The sequence below is a fragment of the Lentzea sokolovensis genome (genome assembly GCF_033949975.1).
In the GTDB taxonomy this organism is placed as follows: domain Bacteria; phylum Actinomycetota; class Actinomycetes; order Mycobacteriales; family Pseudonocardiaceae; genus Lentzea; species Lentzea sokolovensis.
In genome coordinates this window covers 231,642-253,500 of sequence record NZ_JAXAVU010000014.1, presented here as the reverse complement: position 1 = coordinate 253,500, position 21,859 = coordinate 231,642, and the positions used below count along the sequence as shown (strand labels likewise).

20 protein-coding genes are annotated in these 21,859 nt (G+C 70.2%); 17 read left to right on the top strand and 3 right to left on the bottom strand.

The genetic code is table 11. The features are described 5' to 3' along the window. Window positions 1-65 precede the first annotated feature (65 nt). Both SK854_RS35235 and SK854_RS35230 read left to right on the top strand, forming a co-directional pair. Window positions 66-1,043, top strand: a complete 978-nt coding sequence (locus SK854_RS35235; protein WP_319979461.1) for a helix-turn-helix transcriptional regulator — start codon at window positions 66-68, stop codon at window positions 1,041-1,043. A 2-nt stretch (window positions 1,044-1,045) separates the two neighbouring features. Beyond that, entirely contained in the window at window positions 1,046-2,254 is a 1,209-nt protein-coding gene (locus SK854_RS35230; RefSeq protein WP_319979460.1) for an MFS transporter, read from the top strand. On the opposite strand, the gene SK854_RS35225 is transcribed toward SK854_RS35230, so the two are convergent. Beyond that, window positions 2,251-3,534 carry an ArsB/NhaD family transporter gene (locus SK854_RS35225; protein ID WP_319979459.1) on the bottom strand — a complete coding sequence of 428 codons (1,284 nt, stop codon included), beginning with the start codon at window positions 3,532-3,534 and terminating at the stop codon, window positions 2,251-2,253. The genes SK854_RS35230 and SK854_RS35225 overlap by 4 nt on opposite strands. A gap of 78 nt (window positions 3,535-3,612) precedes the next feature. Then, window positions 3,613-4,119, bottom strand: coding sequence for a CBS domain-containing protein (locus SK854_RS35220; RefSeq protein ID WP_319979458.1), 507 nt, complete (start codon window positions 4,117-4,119; stop codon window positions 3,613-3,615). Here SK854_RS35220 and SK854_RS35215 point away from each other — a divergent pair. The 3 genes from SK854_RS35215 to SK854_RS35205 all read left to right on the top strand — a co-directional run bounded on the left by SK854_RS35215 (window position 4,118) and on the right by SK854_RS35205 (window position 10,005). Further along, window positions 4,118-4,348 (top strand): hypothetical protein, encoded by a 231-nt coding sequence (locus tag SK854_RS35215; protein WP_319979457.1) that lies wholly within the window; start codon window positions 4,118-4,120, stop codon window positions 4,346-4,348. The genes SK854_RS35220 and SK854_RS35215 overlap by 2 nt on opposite strands. 108 nt (window positions 4,349-4,456) lie before the next feature. Continuing rightward, on the top strand, window positions 4,457-6,328 hold the full coding sequence (locus SK854_RS35210; RefSeq protein ID WP_319979456.1) for an acyltransferase family protein: 1,872 nt from the start codon (window positions 4,457-4,459) through the stop codon (window positions 6,326-6,328). Window positions 6,329-6,432: 104 nt separating this feature from the next. Beyond that, complete coding sequence (locus SK854_RS35205; protein WP_319979455.1) at window positions 6,433-10,005, top strand: S8 family serine peptidase; 3,573 nt, start codon at window positions 6,433-6,435, stop codon at window positions 10,003-10,005. A 50-nt stretch (window positions 10,006-10,055) separates the two neighbouring features. Here SK854_RS35205 and SK854_RS35200 read toward each other — a convergent pair whose 3' ends face one another. Continuing rightward, window positions 10,056-10,625: a TetR/AcrR family transcriptional regulator C-terminal domain-containing protein gene (locus SK854_RS35200; protein WP_319979454.1), complete on the bottom strand. Its 570-nt coding sequence runs from the start codon at window positions 10,623-10,625 to the stop codon at window positions 10,056-10,058. A gap of 53 nt (window positions 10,626-10,678) precedes the next feature. Between SK854_RS35200 and SK854_RS35195 the strand changes: the two genes are divergently transcribed. From SK854_RS35195 to SK854_RS35140, 12 genes are all read left to right on the top strand, one after another. After that, window positions 10,679-11,938: an FAD-dependent monooxygenase gene (locus SK854_RS35195; RefSeq protein WP_319979453.1), complete on the top strand. Its 1,260-nt coding sequence runs from the start codon at window positions 10,679-10,681 to the stop codon at window positions 11,936-11,938. Between the two features lie 74 nt (window positions 11,939-12,012). Next, a complete protein-coding gene (locus tag SK854_RS35190; protein WP_319979452.1) occupies window positions 12,013-12,723 on the top strand; it encodes a hypothetical protein in 711 nt (236 codons plus the stop codon). After that, window positions 12,720-13,391, top strand: coding sequence for a DUF4166 domain-containing protein (locus tag SK854_RS35185; protein WP_319979451.1), 672 nt, complete (start codon window positions 12,720-12,722; stop codon window positions 13,389-13,391). The genes SK854_RS35190 and SK854_RS35185 overlap by 4 nt, the downstream gene beginning before the upstream one ends. Window positions 13,392-13,503: 112 nt before the next feature. Continuing rightward, window positions 13,504-14,667, top strand: coding sequence for an LLM class flavin-dependent oxidoreductase (locus SK854_RS35180; RefSeq protein WP_319979450.1), 1,164 nt, complete (start codon window positions 13,504-13,506; stop codon window positions 14,665-14,667). A gap of 164 nt (window positions 14,668-14,831) precedes the next feature. Beyond that, window positions 14,832-15,575, top strand: coding sequence for an AfsR/SARP family transcriptional regulator (locus SK854_RS35175; protein WP_319980045.1), 744 nt, complete (start codon window positions 14,832-14,834; stop codon window positions 15,573-15,575). Window positions 15,576-15,652: 77 nt separating this feature from the next. Next, entirely contained in the window at window positions 15,653-17,545 is a 1,893-nt protein-coding gene (locus tag SK854_RS35170; RefSeq protein ID WP_319979449.1) for a phage tail sheath subtilisin-like domain-containing protein, read from the top strand. 3 nt (window positions 17,546-17,548) lie between these two features. Then, entirely contained in the window at window positions 17,549-17,989 is a 441-nt protein-coding gene (locus SK854_RS35165; RefSeq protein WP_319979448.1) for a phage tail protein, read from the top strand. Window positions 17,990-17,996: 7 nt separating this feature from the next. Beyond that, on the top strand, window positions 17,997-18,437 hold the full coding sequence (locus tag SK854_RS35160) for a hypothetical protein (RefSeq protein WP_319979447.1): 441 nt from the start codon (window positions 17,997-17,999) through the stop codon (window positions 18,435-18,437). Window positions 18,438-18,523: 86 nt separating this feature from the next. Further along, entirely contained in the window at window positions 18,524-19,348 is an 825-nt protein-coding gene (locus SK854_RS35155; RefSeq protein WP_319979446.1) for an eCIS core domain-containing protein, read from the top strand. 2 nt (window positions 19,349-19,350) lie between these two features. Beyond that, window positions 19,351-20,001 (top strand): CIS tube protein, encoded by a 651-nt coding sequence (locus tag SK854_RS35150; protein ID WP_319979445.1) that lies wholly within the window; start codon window positions 19,351-19,353, stop codon window positions 19,999-20,001. Next, window positions 19,998-21,500, top strand: a complete 1,503-nt coding sequence (locus tag SK854_RS35145) for a phage baseplate assembly protein V (protein WP_319979444.1) — start codon at window positions 19,998-20,000, stop codon at window positions 21,498-21,500. Before SK854_RS35150 ends, SK854_RS35145 begins: the two co-directional genes overlap by 4 nt. Continuing rightward, window positions 21,497-21,859 (top strand): hypothetical protein, encoded by a 363-nt coding sequence (locus SK854_RS35140; protein ID WP_319979443.1) that lies wholly within the window; start codon window positions 21,497-21,499, stop codon window positions 21,857-21,859. Before SK854_RS35145 ends, SK854_RS35140 begins: the two co-directional genes overlap by 4 nt.

Genomic DNA, 21,859 nt, shown 5'->3' with positions numbered 1-21,859 from the left:
GTCGCTGTGCAGCCTCGCAACCAATACACGACATCCTGTGTCGTGTATTCCCGTAGGGTTTTCGCATGCGTGCCGACCGGTTGGTCTCACTGGTCCTGCTGCTGCGCAGGCACGGTCAGCTGTCCGCGACGGCGTTGGCCCGCGAACTGGAGGTCTCCACCCGGACGGTGCTGCGCGACATCGAGGCGCTCTCCGCGGCGGGCGTCCCGGTCTACGCCGAACGCGGCCGGCACGGCGGGTTCGCGTTGCTGCCCGGCTTCCAGACCGAACTCACCGGCCTGAACCACGACGAGGCGCTCGCCCTGCTGGTCGCCGGATCGCGGCGCGGCGCCCAGGTGTTCGGCCTTGGCTCGGCCCTCGCCTCGGCCATGCTCAAGGTGGTCGACGCGCTGCCCGAGAGCTACCGGCAGACGGCGGCCGGTGCGGCGGAACGCCTGCTCATCGACCCGGAGACCGATCTGCTGTCGCGTCGCGCGGTCGAGGAGGAGCTGCCGGACGCGGTGGTGGTGGAGGTCCGGCGCGCGGTGTTCGCGGGGCACCGGCTGCGAATCCACTACGAGGCGCACGAGAAGGCGCCCGAGTGGCGGACGGTGGACCCGATCGGCCTGGTCACCGTGCGGGAGCAGGGTTATCTGCTGGCCCAGAGGTCGGGGGAGGACCGCACGTACCGGTTGTCCCGGATCCTGGCCGCCGAGGAGCTGGACGAACCCGCGCGGCGTGCCGACCGGGTCGACCTGGACCGGGCCTGGCAGGAACGCGGCACGCGGTTCCGGGCGGGTGACGACCAGGTCGCCGTGCTGCTGCGGGTGCGTCCGGCCCGGCGTGAGGAACTGGTGGGGACCGCGCTGGCCGTTCTCGCCGAGGAGACCGAGGACGGGTGGCAGCGGATGGAGGTCACCTTTCAGGACTCCCGCCACGCCGAGTGGGCGGTGTGGCGGCTGTCAGTGGGAGCGGAAGTCCTTGAGCCGCAGTGGTTGCGTGCCGCGCTGAGGGAGCGGGCGATGGCGGTCGCCGCTCGGTACGGCGATGGAACGGGGGAGTGATGGTGAGTCCTGAGCGCGACTTCAGCCGCTACCTGTCCGCACGGGTGCTGTCGGTCGTCGGCGCGGTGGTGTCGGCGGTGGCGCTGCCCGTGCTCGTCTACCAGCTGACCGGTTCGGCGGGCTGGACTTCGGCCGTCACGGCGGCGGAGGCGTTGCCGTACCTGGTCTTCGGGCTGCTGGCCGGTGCGCTCGCGGATCGGCTGGACCGTCGTTCGATGATGGTGGCGATGGACCTCACGGTCGCCGCCGTGCTGCTGAGCGTGCCGCTGGCGTGGCTGGCGGGAGGGCTGACCGCGCCGCACGTCGTGGCGGTGGCGTTCGCGACGCAGACGGCGTTCGTGTTCTTCGACGCGGCGAACTTCGGTGCGCTGCCTGCGTTGGTGGGCAAGGAAAAGCTCACCACCGCCTACTCGAAGCTCTACGGGCGCACGACCGTGGTGGAGCTCGTCGTGCCGGGTGTGACGGGGCTGCTCGTGGCGATCGTCGCTCCAGCCGCACTGTTGGCGGTGAACGCGCTGACGGCTGTGGGATCGGCGTTGTTGTTGCGCGCGATCACCAGCTCCATGGCCAATCCACGGCCGGTGCGCGGTGCGGGCGAGCTTGCCAACGACGTGCGCGAAGGGCTGCGGTTCCTGTGGCAAGAACCGGTCATCCGGATCCTCACGCTCGTGGGCGCCACGCACTCGGTCGCCAGTGGCGCGTGGATGGCCGTGCTCGTGCCGTTCGCCGACAAAGTGCTCGGCGTCGCACCGAAAGGGGACGCCCGGCTGGCGGTGTTGTTCACCTGCTGGGGAGTGGGCGCGGTGATCGCCTCCCGGTTGTTCCCGCGGGTGACGGCGCGCTGGGGCAACGCGAAGGTGTCGCTGGCCGCGCTACCGCTGTCCGTGCTCGGCGGAGTCCTCGTTCTCCTCAGCGGACATTGGCTCGTCCTCTGCGTCACCGCGACGTACTGGGGCATCACCGGCGCGCTCGTGGTGATCAACGGGATCACCTACCGGCAGCAGGTGTGCCCGGAGGAGTTGCAGTCGCGGGTGAACACGACGGCGCGGATGGTCGCCTGGGGTCTCGGCCAGCCCCTCGGTGCGGCACTGGCCGGAGTCCTGTCGGTCGCACTGGGTGATCCACGGGCCGGTCTCGCCGCCGGTCTCGCGGTGCTGCTGGCAGGCGTCGTGACGGCGTGGGTGTCGCCCGTGCTGCGACAGGCGGCCTAGAAGTACCGCAGCCACACGTAACCCCAGGCCATCGCGGTGCTCACCAGCGTCACGACGATGCCGTAGCGGGTGAACTGCCAGAAGCTGATCTTGTGTCCGGCACGGGCGGCGATGCCGAGCGCGACGACGTTGGCGCTGGCGGCGACCGCGGTGCCGTTGCCGCCGAAGTCCGCGCCGAGGGCGAACGACCACCACAGCGCACGGCCGGTTCCGGCGTCGGGGATCTCCGCCACCATGCCCTCGACCACCGGGGTCATCGTGGCCACGTAAGGGATGTTGTCGAAGAACGCGCCGAGCACGCTGGAGCCGAACAACAACGCCGTCGCGGCCGCGAAGTAGTTGTCGTCGAAGGCCGAGACCGCCCACGTACCAACGGTTTCGATGACACCGGTGTGCACGAGTCCCGCCACCATCACGAACAGGCCCATGAAGAACGTGAGCGTCGGCCACTCGACCTCGGCCAGCACGTCGTTCACGTCGGCCCGCGTCACGAGCAGCATCACACCGGCGCCGACCAGGGCGACGATCGCGGGGTCGAGGTGCAGCACGGAGTGCAGGCCGAACCCGATCACCACGCCCGCGAAGACGACCAGGCAGCGGCGCAGCATCGCGGGGTCGGTGATCGCCCGCCGTTCCTGCAACGCCATCACGGCCTCGACGTGTTCGGCGTTGTACTGGAACGACTTGCGGAACAGGACTTTCGTGAGCAGCACGAACACCACGAACACGACCGCGACGACCGGCGCCATGTGGACGAGGAAGTCGGTGAACGTGAGCCCGGCCCGGCTGCCGATGATGATGTTCGGCGGGTCGCCGATCAACGTCGCGGCGCCACCGATGTTGGACGCGAGCACCTCGGCGATCAGGTACGGCTGGGCGGCGATCCGCAGCCGGTTGCACACGACGATCGTGACCGGCGCGACGAGCATGATCGTGGTGACGTTGTCCAGGAACGGCGACGCGATCGCGGTGATGGCCATCAGCATCACCATCAGCCGGTACGGGCGGCCGCGGGCCTTCTTGGCGGCCCAGATGGCGAGGTAGTCGAACACGCCGGTCTGCTTGACGATCCCGACGATGATCATCATGCCGAACAGCAGGAAGATGACGTTCCAGTCGATGCCCGCGTGCTCGGAGTAGAACACCTCAGAGCCCGGGACCAGGCCGAACACGGCCATCAGCCCGGCCGCCACCAGCACGACCTTGACCTTGTTCGCCTTCTCGGTGGCGATGAAGAAGAACGCGACCAGGAAGATCGTCAGGGCAAGGGCGGCGCTCACGGATCTCCCAACGCGGATGGGTGTCACCGCCGGCGCGAGTTCAGCGCGCCGGCGGTGACGGGGACAGATGGCCCGGGTTCAGTCCTCGGCGGTGTAGACCGCGAGCGAGGTGATGAGACGGTCGAGGGTGATCGCGCCGACGAGCGCTCCGTCGTCGTCGACCACGGCGACGAGCGGGCTGTGCTGGCGGGCCATCAGCGCGGCGACCTCCAGCAGGGTCGCGTCGGCGCGGACGGTCGCGGGTTTGGCGCGCTGGTTCGGTGCCACGTCGCCGACGGTGCGGTCGCTCAGTTCCATCCAGAACAGGTCGGCGTGGCCCTCGTCGACGACGCGGGCGAGCGCGGGATCCTCCTGATAGGACTGGGGAACCGCGAGCCGCAGCACCTGGGTGCCGGGCAGGACCGTCCACGGCCGGCCGCGGTCGTCGACCACGATCAGCCCCGGCAGCCGGTTGACCGCCATCACCCGCACCGCCTTGGTGATCGGGTCGTCGACCGTCACGGTCGGAACGTTGATGGCGATGTCGCGTGCCTGCATGGCATCAGCCCGTTCGGTGCGTCCGGCCAGTCGTCCCGCTGTGGGCATGGTCGCCTCCCCTTCCGGTCAGGTTCAGCCCTGCCAGGATCAGCCCGGCAGCGACGAGAAGTGCGTGCGCCGCGGTGATCCCGGCGATCAGCAGGGCCAGGGCGATCCCGAGCAGGACCCAGTTCAGCGGCCGTCGAGTGCGGGCGGGTCGGTCGGTGTGGACCACGGCGCCTCCCAGCAGCGGTCGGAGGTGTGTGCCACCAACGATTCCCGGTCGCCGGGCCTCTGACGATCCGTCCTGTCACTCAACTACCGGCCGTCAGGAGGAGCGGTCCGGGACGAAGTTGGGTGTTGCCACGGATGTACTGGAACGCGTCCGGGCGTCAGCCTCGCAGGCGTGTCAGGAAGTGATCACAGTTCGCCACCACCAGAGCGGACCTATCGGCCGGAACTGCAAGGCTTGCGCGCGGTCGCCGCACTGCTCGTGGTCGTCTACCACGTGTGGCTGGGCCGCGTTTCCGGTGGCGTCGACGTCTTCTTCCTGATCTCCGGGTTCCTGGTGACGGGACAGCTGGTGCGGGCCACCGGGCGCGGCCGGCTCGACCTGCGCGTGTTGTGGAGCAGGACGGCCAAGCGGCTGCTGCCCGCGGCGATCGTGGTGCTCGGCGCGACGCTGGTGGCCGGGGCGGTGCTGCTGCCGGAGAACCGCTGGCCGCAGACCGTGCGCGAGGTGATCGCGTCCGCGCTGTTCCTGGAGAACTGGCAGCTGGCGTCGGATTCCACCGACTACTACGCCCAGCACGAGCAGGCGAGCGTCGTGCAGCACTTCTGGTCGTTGTCGATCCAGGGGCAGTTCTACCTCGTCTGGCCGTTGCTGGTCCTGGTGGTCACGTTGCTGCGCCGATCGCTTTTCCACGTGCTGTCAGCAGTTTTCGCGATTTCGCTCGGCTACTCGGTGTGGCTCACCGCCGTCGACCAGCCGCTGGCCTACTTCCACACGGCGACAAGGATCTGGGAGTTCGCCTTCGGCGGTCTGCTGGCGTTGGCCGTGTCGCGCATCGACCTCGCGAGTCCTTTGAGGACTGTCCTGGGATGGTCCGGTCTGCTGGGACTCGTGGTCTGCGGGATCGTGCTGGACGTGGGCGCGGGATTCCCCGGCTATCTGGCGTTGTGGCCCACGACGTGCGCCGCCGCGGTGATCGTCGCCGGAGCCACCGGCAGCAGGTTCGGCGCGGACCGACTGCTGGCCTCCGGGCCGTTGCGCTACCTGGGCGACCTCAGCTACGCCCTCTACCTCTGGCACTGGCCGGTGCTGGTGGGCTGGCTCGTGCTCAGCGGCCACACCGAGGTCGGTGTGCTCGACGGGGTGGCGATCATCGGCGCATCACTCGTGCTCGCGGCCGTCACGCATCACCTGGTGGAGAAACCCGTGCGCGGGTCTCGGTTCAGGGCACGCACGCTCACGGCTCTGTTGCTGATCCCGCTCCTCGTGGCGACGACGGTCTTGCAGCCGGCGGGACCGCGCGAGGTGGCCGCGCAGATCCCTGCCACGGACTTCGCGGCACTCGACGGCCGGCACTGCGCGAAATCAGTGCACAACCAGGAACTCGACGTCTGCTACGGCCCGGTCGAGGGCACCCCGGCCAAACGCGTCGTGCTCGTCGGCGACTCCCACGTCCAGCAGTACCTCGCCGCGTTCGCACCGATCGCGGAACGCCGGAACTGGCAGCTGATCGCCATGCTCAAGGGCGCCTGCCCGTTCTCCACGCGGTCGGAGAAGGTGACCGGTGACCAGTCCTGCGAGCGGTGGAACGAGAGCGCGGCGACCGAGATCATCGGTCTGCGCCCCGACTTCGTCTTCACGCTCGCCACCCGCGACGTCCAAGTAGGACTCACCGAGCAGACGCCGCCGGGGTTCGTCGACCGCTGGCGCCAGCTCGACGCCGAGCAGATCCCAGTGGTCGCCGTGCGCGACAACCCCCGCTACAGCTTCTCCGTGCTCGACTGCGTGCAGGTGCACGGTCCCGCGGCCCGCTGTGGCGCGCCCCGTGCCGACCTGCTCGCGCCCGTTCCGCCGTACGCCCTCCTCGACGTGCCCGCCAACGTGTCGTTCCTCGACTTCAGCGACCACCTCTGCACCGAGGACCAGTGCCCGCCCGTCGTCGGCGACCTGCTGGTCAACTTCGACGACAACCACGTGAGCGCCACCTTCATGCGCTCGCTGTCGCCGGTGGTCGAACTGGCACTCGACGCCGTGACCGAGGCCTGACCGTGAAGATCCCGGTTGTTGTGAAGAGGTCATGAAGATCGCAGACGGGACGATTCGCGCGCCCTAGGTTCGGGGAACTGGCCACCCCTGCTCGAAGGAATCGCATGTACAGAAAACGAAGCGCGGCTCTCGCTGCCGCGCTCCTGCTCTCCGTCGCGGTGGCGAAACCCGCGGCGGCGAGCGGTAATCAGCCGCAGGCCGCGGGCACGCCCGGCGTCGTCACGCTGATCACCGGCGACCAGGTCGTCGTCGACGGGGACCGCGTCTCGTCCGTGCGGATGGCGAAGGGCCGCGAGCAGCTGCGTGCCTGGCGCTACCGGCTCGACGGCCACGACCACGTCGTGCCGCAGGACGCGGTCGCGGACCTCAAGGCCGGTAAGCTGGACAAGCGGCTGTTCGACGTCACCGGACTCGTCCAGCAGGGCTACGACGACCGCAACGAGCCCACCGTGCCGACGATCGTGACCGGCGCCGCCGCCCTGACCGCGGGCGTGAACGCGGTCTACATCCCGAAGACCGAGGCGGCGGGACGGTGGCGTGAGCGAGGTTCGGCCCGGCTCGCGGCGGAGAAGATCTGGCTCAACGGCCGGGTGCGGCCGACGCTCGACGAGAGCGTGAAGCAGATCGGTGCGCCCAAGGCGTGGCAGGCGGGGTTCCGCGGTGACGGCGTGAAGGTCGCCGTGCTCGACACCGGGTACGACACCGCCCATCCGGACCTCAAGTCCGTTGTGGACACTTCGGCGGACTTCACCGGCGAGGGCGTGCAGGACACCGACGGGCACGGCACCCACGTGGCGAGCACGATCGCGGGCAGCGGTGCGGCCTCGCAGGGTCGCTACCAGGGCGTCGCGCCCGGCGCGAAGCTGCTGGTCGGCAAGGTGCTCGGCGAGTTCGGCGGCCGGGAGGACTGGGTCCTCAACGGCATGCGGTGGGCCGTGGAGCAGGGCGCCGACGTCGTGAACATGAGCCTCGGCGGCGGTGTCACCGACGGCACGGACCTGATGTCCCAGACGGTCAACGAGCTCTCGGCGTCCAGCGGCACGCTGTTCGTCATCGCGGCGGGCAACTCCGGGCTGCGCGAGAGCGTGGGCAGTCCCGGTGCCGCCGATCGCGCGCTCACCGTGGCGAACGTGACCAAGCAGGACGAGCTCAACCTGACCTCCAGCCAGGGACCGAGGCTGGGCGACTTCGGCCTGAAGCCGGAGATCGCCGGACCGGGCACGGACATCGTCGCCGCGCGGGCGGCCGGGTCGCTGCCCGAGTACGCGGTGGGCGACAACTACGCGCAGCTCTCCGGCACGTCGATGGCGTCACCGCACGTCGCCGGCGCTGCCGCGATCCTCGCGCAGCAGCACCCGGACTGGACCGGTGAACAGATCAAGAACGCGTTGATCGGCTCGTCCCGGCGACTTTCCGGAATCTCCACGCTGGCCCAGGGCGCGGGCAGGCTCGACCTCGCTCGTGGTGTCGCGCAACAGGTCCGGGTCGAGGGCGTTGCCGGGTTCGGCACGGTGTGGGGCACCGCCGAATCGACCCGCGAGATCACTTACGTCAACTCCGGCGGCAAGCCGGTCACCCTGGCTCTGGAGCTGGAGGTCGACCGGAGGAACGTGCTCTCGGTCGAGAAGTCGGTGACCGTACCCGCCGGTGGTTCGGCGTCGGTCACGGTGACGGCGCGTCCCACGACGCAACCTGCGGGCGAGCTCACCGGGGCGCTGCGGGCGCGTGCCGGTGACGTCGTGCTGACGACGCCGGTGACCGGCCAGTTCAACGGCGAGAAGCGGACGCTGACCGTGAAGGTCCCGCCGAGGTCCGGCGAGTCCTTCCAGTCCCTGGTGATCGTGCAGAACGAGCGCACCGGCCAGGCCTTCGGGGACTTCACGTTCACCGACTCGCTGAGCCTCACCGTGCCAGGCGGTCCCTACCGCGTGCTGGGGCTCATCGCGGAGCTGACCGGCGACAACACGGTGTTCGCCCAGCGCGTGGAGGTCGCCGGGGACACGACGGTCGACGCCAACACCAAGGCGGGCAAGCCGATCACGGTCGGGGTGGACGACCCGGACGCGCGGCCCCAGCTCGGTGGCGGGTTCGGGCTCCTGTCCGACCCCGACGAGTCCGGACCGCTGGAGTCCGCGGGCATCCTGCGTGGTGGCGGCGTGCCGAAGGACGGCGCACGGCTGTACAGCGTCGCAGGCCCGGACGTGCGCGGTCTGTCGCTGACGAACCTCAGCTACTGGAACCACCCGTGGGCGCTCACGGCGCTGAGCGGGGCTGGAGGATTCGAGCTCAGCGAGACGTACTTCCCGTGGACCACCGACTTCACCGGTACCTGCACCGGCCGGCTGGTCGGCGTCGGTGAGGCTGATCGCGCGTCGATCGAGGCGGCCGACGTCTCCGGCGCCATCGCGGTGATCACGCCGAAGAACTGGGACGACCCGGTGTACCCGCCGGGCGAGCAGTTGATGAGCGGCGTGGAGTTGTTGAAGCAGAAGGGCGCGCGGGCCGTGCTCTCGTACTTCAACCCGACCGTCGACTCGGGTTCGGCCGCCGAACCCGCGCTGCCCACCGGCCTGATCTTCGACTCCGCGGAACTGCGCCGCGTGCAGGACCTGATGGCGCAGCGGACCGTGGAAGCCACGATGTCCGTGCGTGCCAACAGTCCTGTGTCGTACTTCCTCGGCCAGGAGGTCAAGGGACTGCCGGGCGGGTACGACTTCAAGTTCGCCAAGGCCGGTCTCGGCCGGATCGAGCGCAGGCTGATCGACACCATGCCGGCGGGCACCTACCGGTTCGGTGCCGCGTCGTGGGCCGTCGGGCCGATGCGGGCGGGGGCGGACGTCGAGTCGAAGTGGCCGCAGCGCCGCACCGACTACATCTCACCCGCCGCCGCGGTGCAGCTGTTCGACGCGGGCGCGTTCCTGCCGGACGGCCGTCAGCCGTACTCGGAGATCACGCTCCCGGTGACGGTGAAAGCGGGGGAGAAGCGGACGTCCCGCGTCTTCGCCGCGCCGTTCGGCCCTGAGCTGACCACGCTGCCGATCGCGCGGGCGGACGCCAAGCCGCTGCCGTGGGCGTACCGGTCGCGTGACCGGATCAGCCTGATGATCCCGATGTTCTCCGACAGCGATCCGGGCACGGTCAGCTACTTCGACCCGTCGCACACCGGCACCACGGTGCTGTCGAAGAACGGCAAGGAGATCGGCCGCAGCACCGACCGTCCGGCGCTGGGCACGTTCGACGTGCCGTCCGGCCCAGGCTGGTTCACGCTGGTCGCCGAGGCCGTGCGACCGACCGGCAACCTCACTCCCGCACTGTCCACAAAGGTGCGTTCGGAGTGGCGGTTCCACTCACTGTCCGGCACGGACGAGCGGGCCGCGTTGCCGTTGCTCGACATCCGGTACGCGCTGGACCTCGACGACCACAACACCGCGCACGGTCCGGTGCGCGGCACGGTGTCGGTCGTGCACCAGCCCGGTGCTCCGTCGGCGAACGTGCGGTCGATCGGGGTGGAGGTGTCCTTCGACGACGGTGTGACCTGGCAGCGCGTCAAGGTCGCCGGCGGGAAGGTGGAGCTTCCGGCCGGAACGACGGGCTTCGCGTCGTTGCGCGCCACGGCCGTCGACGTTCTGGGCAACTCGGTGACGGAGACGATCACCAGGGCCTACGCGGTGAAGTAGGACCGCACGGGGTGCCCTGCTCGGGGCAGGGCACCCCTGCGACGCCGATCTCACCGGGCCAGCAGTTTGGCGATCCCGAACTCGAACCGGGCGTCGAACGACTCCTCGGCGAGGAAAGGCAGAACGCGCTCCAGCGCCGGTCGTGCCCCGACGACGAGAGTGCCTGAACCGTGCGGCAGCGCCTGTTCTTCCTGCGCCAGGCCGAGGATGAAGTAAATGACGCTCCAGCACGTCCACGCGGCGTCCCGGGCGGACAGCCCGCCGTCCAGCAGCGCGGCGACGAGCGCTTCCGCCATGTCCAAAGTGGCCGGTTCCGCGGCGTAGGTGCCCGCCACGACGGCGGCACCGTCGCGGTGTGCCAGCAGCGCCTGCCGATAGCGGCGCGCGATCTCGGCGGCCCGCTCGCGCCAGTCCTCCGGCAGGCCGTCGAGGGAGACGCCGGCGACGATCGCGTCGGCCATCAGCTCTTCGAGCCGCGCCTTGGTCTTGACGTGCCAGAGGACGGTGTTCATCCGCACGTCGAGCTTCTGCGCGATGGCGCGCATCGACACCGCTTCGGCGCCGCGCTCGTCGAGGATCTCCAGCGCGGTCCGCACCACGTCCGCTTGACTCTTGGTCACTGACCTAGTCTACTCGACCGCGAAGCATTGGTCAGTGACCAAGGGAGTGAGTCATGCACGACGTCGTCATCGTGGGCGCGGGGCCGACCGGGCTCTGGCTGGCCGGGGAACTGCGGCTGGGAGGGGCTTCCGTGGTGGTGCTGGAAACGCGGCTGGAACGGGACTCGAACTCCAAGGCGCTCACGATCCACCCCCGCACGATCGAGATCCTCGACTGCCGGGGAGTGGCGGAGCCGTTCCTGGAGGAGGGCATCCGCATCCCGAACGGGCACTTCGGCGGGCTGTCGGACCGCATGGACTTCTCGGCGCTGGACACGCCGTACCCGTTCACGCTGGCGTTGCCCCAGGTTCGCACCGAGGAGCTGCTCGAACAGCGCGCCGTCGGCATGGGTGCGACGGTGAGGCGGGGATGCCGAGTGGTGGGCCTGACTCCGGAAGGGGTCGAACTGGCTGATGGCGAGGTCGTCGCCGGACATCACGTGGTCGGCTGCGACGGCACTCGCAGCACCGTGCGGGAGGCGGCGGGCATCGACTTCCCCGGCACCGATGCCACTACCTGGGGCTGGCTGGGTGACGTCGTCCTCGACGACCCGCCCGCACGTGGGTTCGCGAGCGTCACCGGCCCCGACGGCGGCCTGATGGTCGTGCCGCTCCCAGGTGGCGTGCACCGCGTCGTCGGGGGCGATCCCGCCACGAACCGGCCCGAGTGGCCAGGTGAGCTGACCCTCGACGAGCTGTGCGCCACGGTCAAGGCCATCGCGGGCACCGACTTCGGCATGCGCGACCCGAAGTGGCTGTCGCGCTTCGGCAACGCCACCCGCCAGGCCGCCGCCTACCGCTCCGGCGCCGTCCTGCTGGCCGGCGACGCCGCGCACATGCACTTCCCGACCGGGGGAGTCGGCATGAACGTGGGCATCCAGGACGCGCACAACCTCGGCTGGAAGCTCGCCGCCGTGGTCACCGGTCGCGCGGACGCCGCGTTGCTCGACACCTACCACTCCGAACGTCACCCGGTGGGCGCCGACCTGCTCCGGCACACGAGGGCCCAGACCGCCCTGATGACGGCGTACTCAGCTGAGGGGCAGGCGTTGCGCGCGGTCGTCAGCGGGCTGATCGCGTCCGCGCCGGACATGTCCCAGCAACTCGCCGAACGACTGTCCGGCCTCGACGTCGCCTACGCCACCGGCAGGCGTGTGCCCGACCAGTCGCTACCGGGCGGCGACAGGCTCTTCGAGCGGTTGCGCGGCGGCGGCCACGTGGAGACCGAGGCCGGCCTCGTGCGGCCGGACGGGCATCTCGCCCAGCTGTACTGACCACCAAGTTTGAGCATCTGCTCAAATCTGGTTACCCTGCTGTTTGAGCAGATGCTCAAACAGCAGGGGGTCACATGGCGCGACGACGAACGCTCTACGTGGAGACGGTGATCCGTGCCGACCTCGACGACCTGTGGCGGCAGACGCAGGAACCGCGTCAGCACCAACGGTGGGACCTCCGGTTCACCTGGATCGACCACCTGCCGAAGACGGAACCGGACGCGGCACAGCGTTTCCGGTACGCCGTCCGCGTCCTGCCCGGGCTGACGGTGGACGGGACCGGCATCAGCGTCGGTGAGCGCACCAAGCCCGACGGCTCGCGGACGTCGGCGCTGCGGTTCAGCTCGGCGCATCCGCTGTCCCTGATCCGCAGCGGGTCCGGCTACTGGCGGTACGTGCCGACCAGCGCGGGGATCCGGTTCCTCACCGGGTACGACTACCAGCCGGGCTGGGGCCGGCTGGGGGCGCTGGCCGATCGCCCGTTCCGTCTCCTGCTGGGGTGGGGGACGGCGTGGTCGTTCGATCGGCTTCGGCTGTGGCTGGAGCGGGGCGTGCCGCCGGAGGTGTCGCTTCGGCGAGCACTGCTGGACGCGGGAACGAGGCTCGCCGTCTGCGCCGTCGCCTGGTGGGCCGCACCGGTCGTGCTCGCCGCGGCCGTCACGCTCGCCGCCCTGCTGGCCCCGCCGTTGCCGTCCACGCCGGCCGCCAGGAGGTGCCGGCGCACTCCACCGGACCGCCGTTCGTCGACGGCGCCCTCCACCCTGTCCACTTTGGAGCAACCATGACGTCGATCTTCCAGCGCGCCCTCGGTGACGACTTCGACCGCCTGCACCCGCAACTGCAACGCCGATTCGGCTTCGCCAGTGCGGACGGCGTCGCCTGCGTCGGCACGGGCACGATGGACCGGGTGTGGCACGGTCGCGGTTTCACCCGGCCGTTCCTCTGGCTCGGGGCCAAGCGCCACATCCTCCTGCCGGGCCACGGCCGCGACATCCCGTTCACCATCGAGAACTACCCCTACCGCGACTCGCTCGGCCGGGAGACGGTGACGTTCGTCCGCACCTTCGACTTCGACCGGCCCCGGCGCTGGGACGCCACGATGATCTACAGCCCCGAGCGGGATTCCGTCGTGGACTACCTGGGCACGCACCAGCACCTCTCCGTCGACCTGCGCCTGTCCGTCGACGAACGCGGTGGGCTCCTGATCCGCAGCGGCGAGCAGCGCTTCCACGAGGGTCCGCTGCACTTCCGCATCCCCGGTCTGGTGACCGGCACCGCGGAGGTCCGCGAGTCCTACGACGACGAGCTGGGGCGATTCCGCATCAACGTCGAGGTCACCAACCACCGGTTCGGGCCGCTCTTCGGCTATCACGGCACGTTCACCTGCGCTTACCCCGAAGTGGACCTCGTGCCGGACGCGGTCAGGCCGGTGCGGGAGCAGGCAAGGGTCTGAGCGGCGCCCTGCCGGACTGCTCCGTTCGAGGGATTTGTATCGGCCGCGTAACGACCTGATCGCTCACAGAGACATCAGCCTTGGTGTCCGCGCGAGGTGAGGGTGTGTGCCGATGAAGATCGATCTGTTCAACGAGATCCAGAACCCCGGCCCTGCCACCGAGCAGTTCCGCTTCCGCCAGGCCCTCGACCAGGCCCGCCTCGCCGACGAGCTCGGTTACGGCTGCTGGTGGCAGGTCGAGCACCACGGAGCGGGCGAGTTCAGCCTGTCCTCCGCGCCCGAGCTGATGCTCGCCGCCCTGTCCCAGCAGACCTCCCGCATTCGCCTGGGTCACGCCGCCGTGCTGGCACCGGGCCGCTTCAACCACCCGATCCGCGTCGCCGAACGCGCCGCCACCCTCGACCACCTCAGCGGCGGCCGCGTCGAGCTCGGCCTCACCCGCTCCACCATCCCCGAGTGGAACCTGTTCGGCGTCGAGCCCGCGGACGCGCGCGCCCAGACCGCCGAGGCGTTCGAGATGGTGCCGAAGATGTGGACCACCGACCGCTTCTCCCACTCCGGCGCGCACTACGACGTCTCCGACGTCTCGATCATCCCCAAGCCCCTGCAGAGCCCGCACCCGCCGCTGTGGCAGGCCGCCGCCTCGCCGACGTCCTTCGAGGAGGCGGGCCGCCGCGGCGTAGGAGTGCTCGGCACGACGATCTGGGAGTCCATCGACCGGGTGGCCCGCATGATCGACCTCTACCGCGCGGCCGCCGCCGAGTGCACCGCCCCGGTCGGCTCGTTCGTCAACAACCAGGTCGCCTACTTCACCTTCGTGCACTGCGCCGAGACCGACGAACAGGCCATGCGCAACGGTGCGGCCGCCGCCGCGGCCTGGTACACGGTGACAGCTCTGCGCTTCTTCAACGCCGCGGCCGAGTTCGCCGCGACCATGCAACGCCACCAGGACATCCTCGCGACCGGCGACGGTGGCCTCACCGGCGAGTTCCTGCGCGCCGAGGTGGACGCCGCCCCCACCGACGCGCAGCTCGTGATCGGCCGGATCATCCAGGGCGAGGACGTGCCGGAGGACGAGCTGTTCGAGGTGCTCTCGGCGCAGCAGTCGCTGATCGTCGGCAGCCCGGACACGTGCCGCAAGAAGCTGCAGGCGTACGCGGACCTCGGGATCGACCGGCTGATGTGCCTGCAGCAGATCGGGCCGATCGGGGCGGACGAGGTGATGACGAGCATCAGGCTGATCGGGGAGCTGATCCCGGAGTTCGACCGGTCCTGACCTGGTCACCCGGGGTGCCTTCGCTCGTCGCCCATCAAGGCGGCGAGCTGAGGCCATCTGGGTGATTCCCTCGTGTCGTCTGTATCTGAGGTGTGGGCAGAACGATGTCTTAACTGCCATGGAGCACCGGCGGATTCAGGGGACCGGAGGAGAGGGGGTTGGTCGTGGACGTGGCCGAGCTGCCACTGGCCGGGAACGACGCCGACCGGCCCTACCTGCACCTGTTCGGAGGGCCGTTCGTCACGGTCGGGGGTGATCGCACCGATCTGCCGGAGGGGTGCAAACGGCTGATCGCGCTGGTCGCGGTGCGGCGGCTGCGGATCGATCGGACCGTGGTCGCCGGCGCGTTGTGGCCGGCGGTGTCCGATCGCCGTGCCGCGGGCAACCTGCGTTCGGTGCTGTGGCGGATGCGCAGCACGGGGGTCGGCCTCGTCGACGCCGACAACAACTCGGTGGCGTTGCGCGCCGGGGTCGCCGTCGACGCCCACATCGCCGGTGACTGGGCCCGGCGGCTCATCGAGGGGCACGTGCGGGCGAGCGACCTGGCGCTGATGCCGTGGTGCGACGAGGCGCTCGACCTGCTGCCGGGGTGGTACGACGACTGGGCGGTCCACGAGCGCGAACGGCTGCGTCAGCGGGTGCTGCACGCGCTGGAGGACCTCAGCAGGCATCTGGCCGCCGCCGGGCGGTTCGCGGAAGCCGTCGAGGCCGCCCTGGTCGCGGTCGGGGCGGACCCGCTGCGGGAGAGCGCCCAGCGCGCGCTGATCCAGGCGCACATGGCCGAAGGCAACCTGGTGGCCGCCTTCCGCACGTACGACGCCTACCGGACGCTGATCCACAGTGAACTCGGCGCGGCGCCGTCGCCGCTGATGGCGGCGTTGATCGGCCGGACTCCGCGGCACGGGTGATGCGCCGGTGACAGCGGGGTGACACCGGCTCTGCCACCGTCGGCCAGGCACAACCGCGGCCGGAGTGGAGGCGTTCGATGGTCGACTACCAGGGCCGGGCCCCCGGCGTGTACGTCGAGGAGCGCCCCGCGGTGGGGCCGATTCCCGGCGTGGGCACGAGCACGGCGGCCTTCATCGGCCCGGCCGCGAAGGGCCCCATCGGCAGCCCGGAGAAAGTCACCAGCTGGACCCGGTTCACCGAGATGTTCGGTGACTACGTCACGACTCCACGCCGGTATCTCGCCCACGCCGTGCGCGGCTTCTTCGAGAACGGCGGAACCGCGGCCTACGTGGTCCGCGTCGGCACCGCGACGAACTCGTCGCTCGACCTGCTCGACGAAGCGGGCAAGCCCGTTCTGAGGGTGTCCGCCACGAAGGAAGGCCCGGCCGGCCAGCTGATCACCGTCACGACGGCCGCGGCCGAGATCCTGACCGGCGCGAAGTTCCTGGCGACAGCGGCCAAACCGGCGTCCGGTGCCGGGACGGTCATCACCCTGACCACCGCCGACGACGCGCGTGCCTTCGCCGCGGGCGAGACCGTCGACTACGAAGGCAAACGAGCGGTCGTCACCAGGGTCAGGGACGGCAGGCTCTTCCTGGACGCGGCGTTGCCGGCGGGCACTCCCGCGACCGGTTCGGTCAGGACCGCCGATCTGGTGCCGGGACAGACGACGTTCCGGCTCACGCCCGCGGCCGGCGTCGAGCGCGGCACCGTTCTGCAGATCACCAAGGGAGCCACCAAGGAGAGCGTGGTCGTGGACGCGGTGGCGGCCGGGCTGGTGACGGTGACGCCCGGCCTGGCCAACGCCTACTCGTTCGCCGCCGGGCAGCCCCAGGCCACGGTCGCGTCGGTCGAGTTCCTCCTGACGGTCAACCATCCGGACGGCAGTCAGTCGTACGACAGGCTGGCGCTGGACCCGCGGCACAGCCGCTACTTCGGCCGGGTGGTCGACTCGGCCGCCGTGACGGTCGCGGCGGTCCCCAACGCGACGCCGCCACCGAAGAACCGGCCGGTCGCCGTCGCAGGCAAGGCCCTGGCCGGGGGAACCGCCGACGATCCGTCCACAATGGACCGAGCAAGATACGTGACGGCACTGGACGTCCTGGCGACGATCGACGACATCAGCCTGGTCTGCGTGCCCGACGCGGTGGGGCCGGACGCGGGGATCCAGGCCGACGTCATCGCCCACTGCGAGCGCATGAAGGACCGGTTCGCACTCGTGGACGCCACCAAGGCCGACCAGTCACCCAGTGGCGCTACCGGCATCCTCGAACACCGCCTCACCGTGCGCTCGCGCTACGCCGCGCTCTACTACCCGTGGATCACCGTGCCGAACCCGGCCGGGCCGGGCACGCTGTCGGTACCGCCGTCCGGGCACCTGGCCGGCGTCTACGCCCGCAGCGACGCCGAGCACGGGGTGCACAAGGCGCCTGCCAACGAGCCGATCACCGGGGCGGTCGGCGTGGCGAAGGCCCTCGACGACGTCGATCAGGGCGAGCTGAACGTCAACGGTGTCAACGTGTTGCGGGTCTTCGGCGGTGGGCGGCCGTTGGTCTGGGGCGCGCGCACCACGTCCGACGACGTCGTCTGGCGCTACGTCAACGTGCGCAGGCTCTTCATGTTCATCGAGGAGTCCCTGCAGGAAGGCCTGCGCTGGGCGGTGTTCCAGCCGAACGACCTGACCCTGCGCAAGAAGCTCGAACGGACGGTCACCGAATTCCTCACCAGGGTGTGGGCCGGCGGCGCGCTGTTCGGCGCCACGGCCGGAGAGGCCTTCTACGTGAAGATCGACGACGAGAACAACCCGCCAGGGCTGCGCGAACTGGGGCAGGTGGTGCTGGAGATCGGCGTCGCCCCGGTGCGCCCGGCCGAGTTCGTGGTCGTCCGGATCGGCATGTCTGCCGGAGGCGGACAAGTACAGGAAGGATGAGCCATGGCGCAGACCGGCGCGCGCGTCGACCCGTACGTCAGCTTCAATTTCCTCGTCGAGCTCGACGGCATCTCGCAGGCCAGTTTCCGGGAGTGCACCGGGATGGAGGCCACCACCGAGGTGATCGAGACCAGGGAAGGCGGGGACAACGTCACCGTCCGCAAGCTTCCCGGCAAGACGAGCTACGGCAACCTGACCCTCAAGTGGGGACTCACCGACTCCACCGAGCTGTGGACCTGGCGCCAGCAGGTGATCAACGGGACGATCGCGCGCAAGAACGGGTCGATCGTCGTCTACGACCTGGCCAACCGCCGCGAGGTGGTGCGCTGGAACTTCGTCGCCGCCTGGCCGACCAAGTGGGAGGGCTCCTCGTTCCAGGCCACCGGGAACGAGATCGCGGTCGAGACCCTCGTGCTGGCGCACGAGGGCATCACGCGGGCATAGGCCGCCCATGTTCGTCACCGAGCACGAATTCGAGTTGCCGTTGGGGTATCTCGACTCCGCGGGCACCCTGCACCGCAACGGTGTGATGCGCCTGGCGACCGCGGCCGACGAGATCCTGCCGATGAAGGACCCGCGGGTGCGCGCCCTTCCGACCTATCTCATCGTCATCCTGCTGTCGCGGGTGGTCCTGCGGATCGGCACGGTCACCGAGATCAACCCCGGCACCATCGAAGGCCTGTTCTCCCAGGACCTGACCTATCTGCAGGAGCTGTACAACCGCGTCAACGGCCTGTCCGCCCGCGAGTTCGGCGTCACCTGCCCGCACTGCGACCGCCGGTTCACCGCGGAGGCACCACCGCCGGGGGAATCGACGGCTACCCCGTGGACCGGGTCTACCACGAGGTCGCCCAGCTCGGACGACTCGTTCACTGGACCCACACCGAGCTGATGGAGCTCGACCACGCCGAACGGCGTCGCTGGCTGGCCGCGGCACTCGCGGTGGCGCCCCGGCGTGAGGAGTAGGAGGGACCGGCCGTGCCAGATCCACAACGGACTCTCGGCGAGCAGCTGGCCGAACAGGTCCGGCTGCTGACCCGGCGGCGCACCGCGTCGCCGGGGTGGACGGCGGCCGCCAGGACCGTGTCGGGGCGGGCGGCGGAACTCGCCAGGTCCGCCCGGACCGGACGGGAACGGGTGGAGGTCGCCGTCTCCGACCCGGCCGAGCAGCCGATGACCGCCGTCGACGCCGAATGGCCTGCGCGCCAGGAGGATCCCGGCTCCGGGCACGAGCTGTCCGCCGACGTCACCGGACGGTTGCGTGCGGTCGTCGGCTCGGACCTTCCCCCGCTGCGGGTCCGTGCCGATGCCACCGCGGACGCGGTCGCCCGTGCGCACGGCGCCGATGCGGTGACGATCGGCCACGAGGTCTTCTTCCGCGACGGTCGTCTCGCGCCGTCGGAGCCGGAGGGGTTCGCGCTGCTGGCCCACGAGGCCTGGCACGTCCGGCAGAACTCGACGGCAGCGTCGTGGGACCGCGCCACGCCGGGAGGCAGGGCGGACGAGGAACAGCGGGCGCACGCCGTCGAGTGGTCCGCGCTCGACGGCGGCCGGTCCGGTGGCGCGTCCGGGTTCCCTGATCGGCACCCGGTGGCGGGACGAGTCCCGCCACCCGTGAGCCACCCCGGTAGCCCGGCCCCGGCCGCACCCACCACCGCGACCGCGATGACGGCCGCCACCGACCGGACGGCCGCACCGCCGGTCACCGCACCGGCGGCGTTGCCCGACGCGGCCGAACTGTCCGAGACGATCTACCGGGATCTGTTGCGCCGCATCAAATCCGACGTCGAGCGAGGTGGCTGAGGATGGCGGCGCAGCTGGCCAAGGCCACCATCGTCAACACCGACTCCGGGCAGCGCCTGGCGGTGATGTACAACCCGGAGGAGTACCGGGTCGAACAACGCAACGAGTTCGCCGAGATCCCGATCCCCGGCCTGGGCGCCTCGCCCGTGCAGTACGTCCGGGGCCAGGCGCGGGTGCTCAGCATGGACCTGTTCCTCGACACCTACGAGGCGGCGACCGACGTCCGGGTCCACACCCAGCGGATCGTCGCACTGCTCGCGCCGTTGCCGGGGACGCACGCGCCACCGGTGCTGGTGTTCGTCATGGGCAGCTTCGGACTCACCTGCGTGCTCTCCGAGGCAGACCAGCGGTTCACCATGTTCCTGCCCGACGGCACCCCGGTGCGCGCCAGGATCTCGGTCCGGTTCACCGAGTTCGTGCGCGTCGACCTGAACGTGCGGCAGGGCTTCTTCGTAGGCGCCCCAACGGTGAACAACATCCTGGACGGGCAGGTGTACGTGATCGCCGACGGCGACACCGTGTCCAAGCTGGCCGCGCGTCACCTCGGCGATCCGCGCCGGTGGCGGGAGATCGCCGACGCCAACGACATCACCGACCCGCTGTCGTTGCGGCCGGGACAGCGGATCGTCATCCCGGGACGGCAGGCGCCATGAAGATCGACACCTACGCCCCGCGTGCCGACATCCGCATCAGTGGCGTCACCCTGGCCACCGACGTGACGCGGCACCTGATCAGCGTGCGCTACGACAACAACGTCGAGCTGGCCGACATGTTCACGATCGTCCTCGACAACGCCGGCAACCGCTTCACCGACTCGCCGCTGTTCGAACTGGGCACGAGCGTCGAGATCCACCTGGGCTACGGCTCGGGGACGGAGCCGATGATGCTGGGCGAGATCGCGTCCATCGAGCCGGACTTCCCCCAGTCCGGCCCTCCGACGATCACCATCGTCGGCTACGACCGGTCGCTGCGGCTGCGGCACGACGTGCCGGACAGGCCGGCGTTCCGGTTCGTCAACGACAGCGCGGTGGCCGCGCAGATCGCGGTCGAGGCGGGGCTGATCCCGATCGTGGACCCGTCGCCGTTCACCCACACCGTGCTGCCGCAGACCGGCACGGACATGGCGCTGTTGAAGCGTCGTGCCGCCGACAACTTCTTCGACGTCTACGTGTGGTGGGACAAGCTGTACTTCCGCTACCCGCGCCCGCAACTGGAGGCCGTGGAGCTCGAATGGGGCCGCAACCTCAGCAGCTTCACCCCGCGCGTCGGCAACGCGAGGCTGGCCGGCGTCCAGGTGGTCCGCGGCTACAACGAGGACCTGGCGCAGAGCATCGTCGGCATCATGAGCACGGCCGCGCTGGATCTCGACTCGCTCGTGGAACGGCTGGGCAGCAGCGCCCTGTCGGCGCTCAGCTCGCTCGGCCGCCAGGTGGTGCGCGGCCGTCCGGTCAAGTCGCCGGTCGACGCGTTCGCCCTGGCCAAGTCCCTGCTCCAGCAACTGCTCGACGGCCTGTACGAGGCGCACGGTTCCTGTGTGGGGCTGCCTCAGTTGCGGGCAGGCACCTTCGTGTCCGTGCGCGGGGTCGGCAAGCGGTTCAGCGGGTTGTACCGGCTCAGCAAGGTGACCCACACGCTCGACAAACGCGGCTACCGCACCGAGTTCGACGTCACCCAGCGGGCCGGGGCCAGCGTCCTTCAGCTGGTGCGCAAGGCGATCGGCGGCGGTTCGGCGCCGCCGGACCGGGAGGAGCCCGTCGCCGGTGTCGTCGTCGCGGAGGTGCTGATGGTCGATCCCGTCACCCACAAGCTCGGCATCCGGTTCCCGTGGTTCTCCGACGCCGCCGACGTCGTGATGGCGCCCTGCGTGACGCCGCTGGCAGGCAAGCTCAGCGGCACGGTCTTCCTGCCAGAGCCGGGGGACAAGGTGGTCGTCGCGTTCGAGCACGGGCAGTTCGCGAACCCGATCGTGCTGGGCAGCCTGCGCAGCGTCCAGGAGCCGCCGCCCGCCGGCACCGCTCCGGGGGAGATCTCGATCACCCACAAGACCGGCAGCTCCCTGGTCTTCACGCCCACCGGGGACATCGAGATCAAGGCCGTCAACGTGCGGGTCGGCGTGCTCGGCACCATGGACGTGAGCGGGAGGACGTCGTGAACCCCGTCCTCACCGCCGCGAGCACCGTCACCTGTGCGCATCCGGCAGCCCCGATCCCCGTGGTGGGCTCGCTGCGGCTCACCGTCCTCGGCGCCGGGGTGCTCACCGCGGACAGCCTCCCCGGCACCACGATCCCGCCGACGAGCTGCGTGACCGTGGACAACCTGCCGTCCACCAAGAAGTGCACGCGGATCGCCGCGATCACCGGCGGACTCGCGGCCCGGCTCACCGTCGAGGGCAAGCCCGTTCAGTGCGGACTGGGCCTCATCGGGACGACGGACGGGCTGCCCGTCGTGGTGCCGCCCGCGTCCGGCGTGCTCGCCGGCCCCGGCCAGACCTTCCTCACGGCGGGGGCGTGA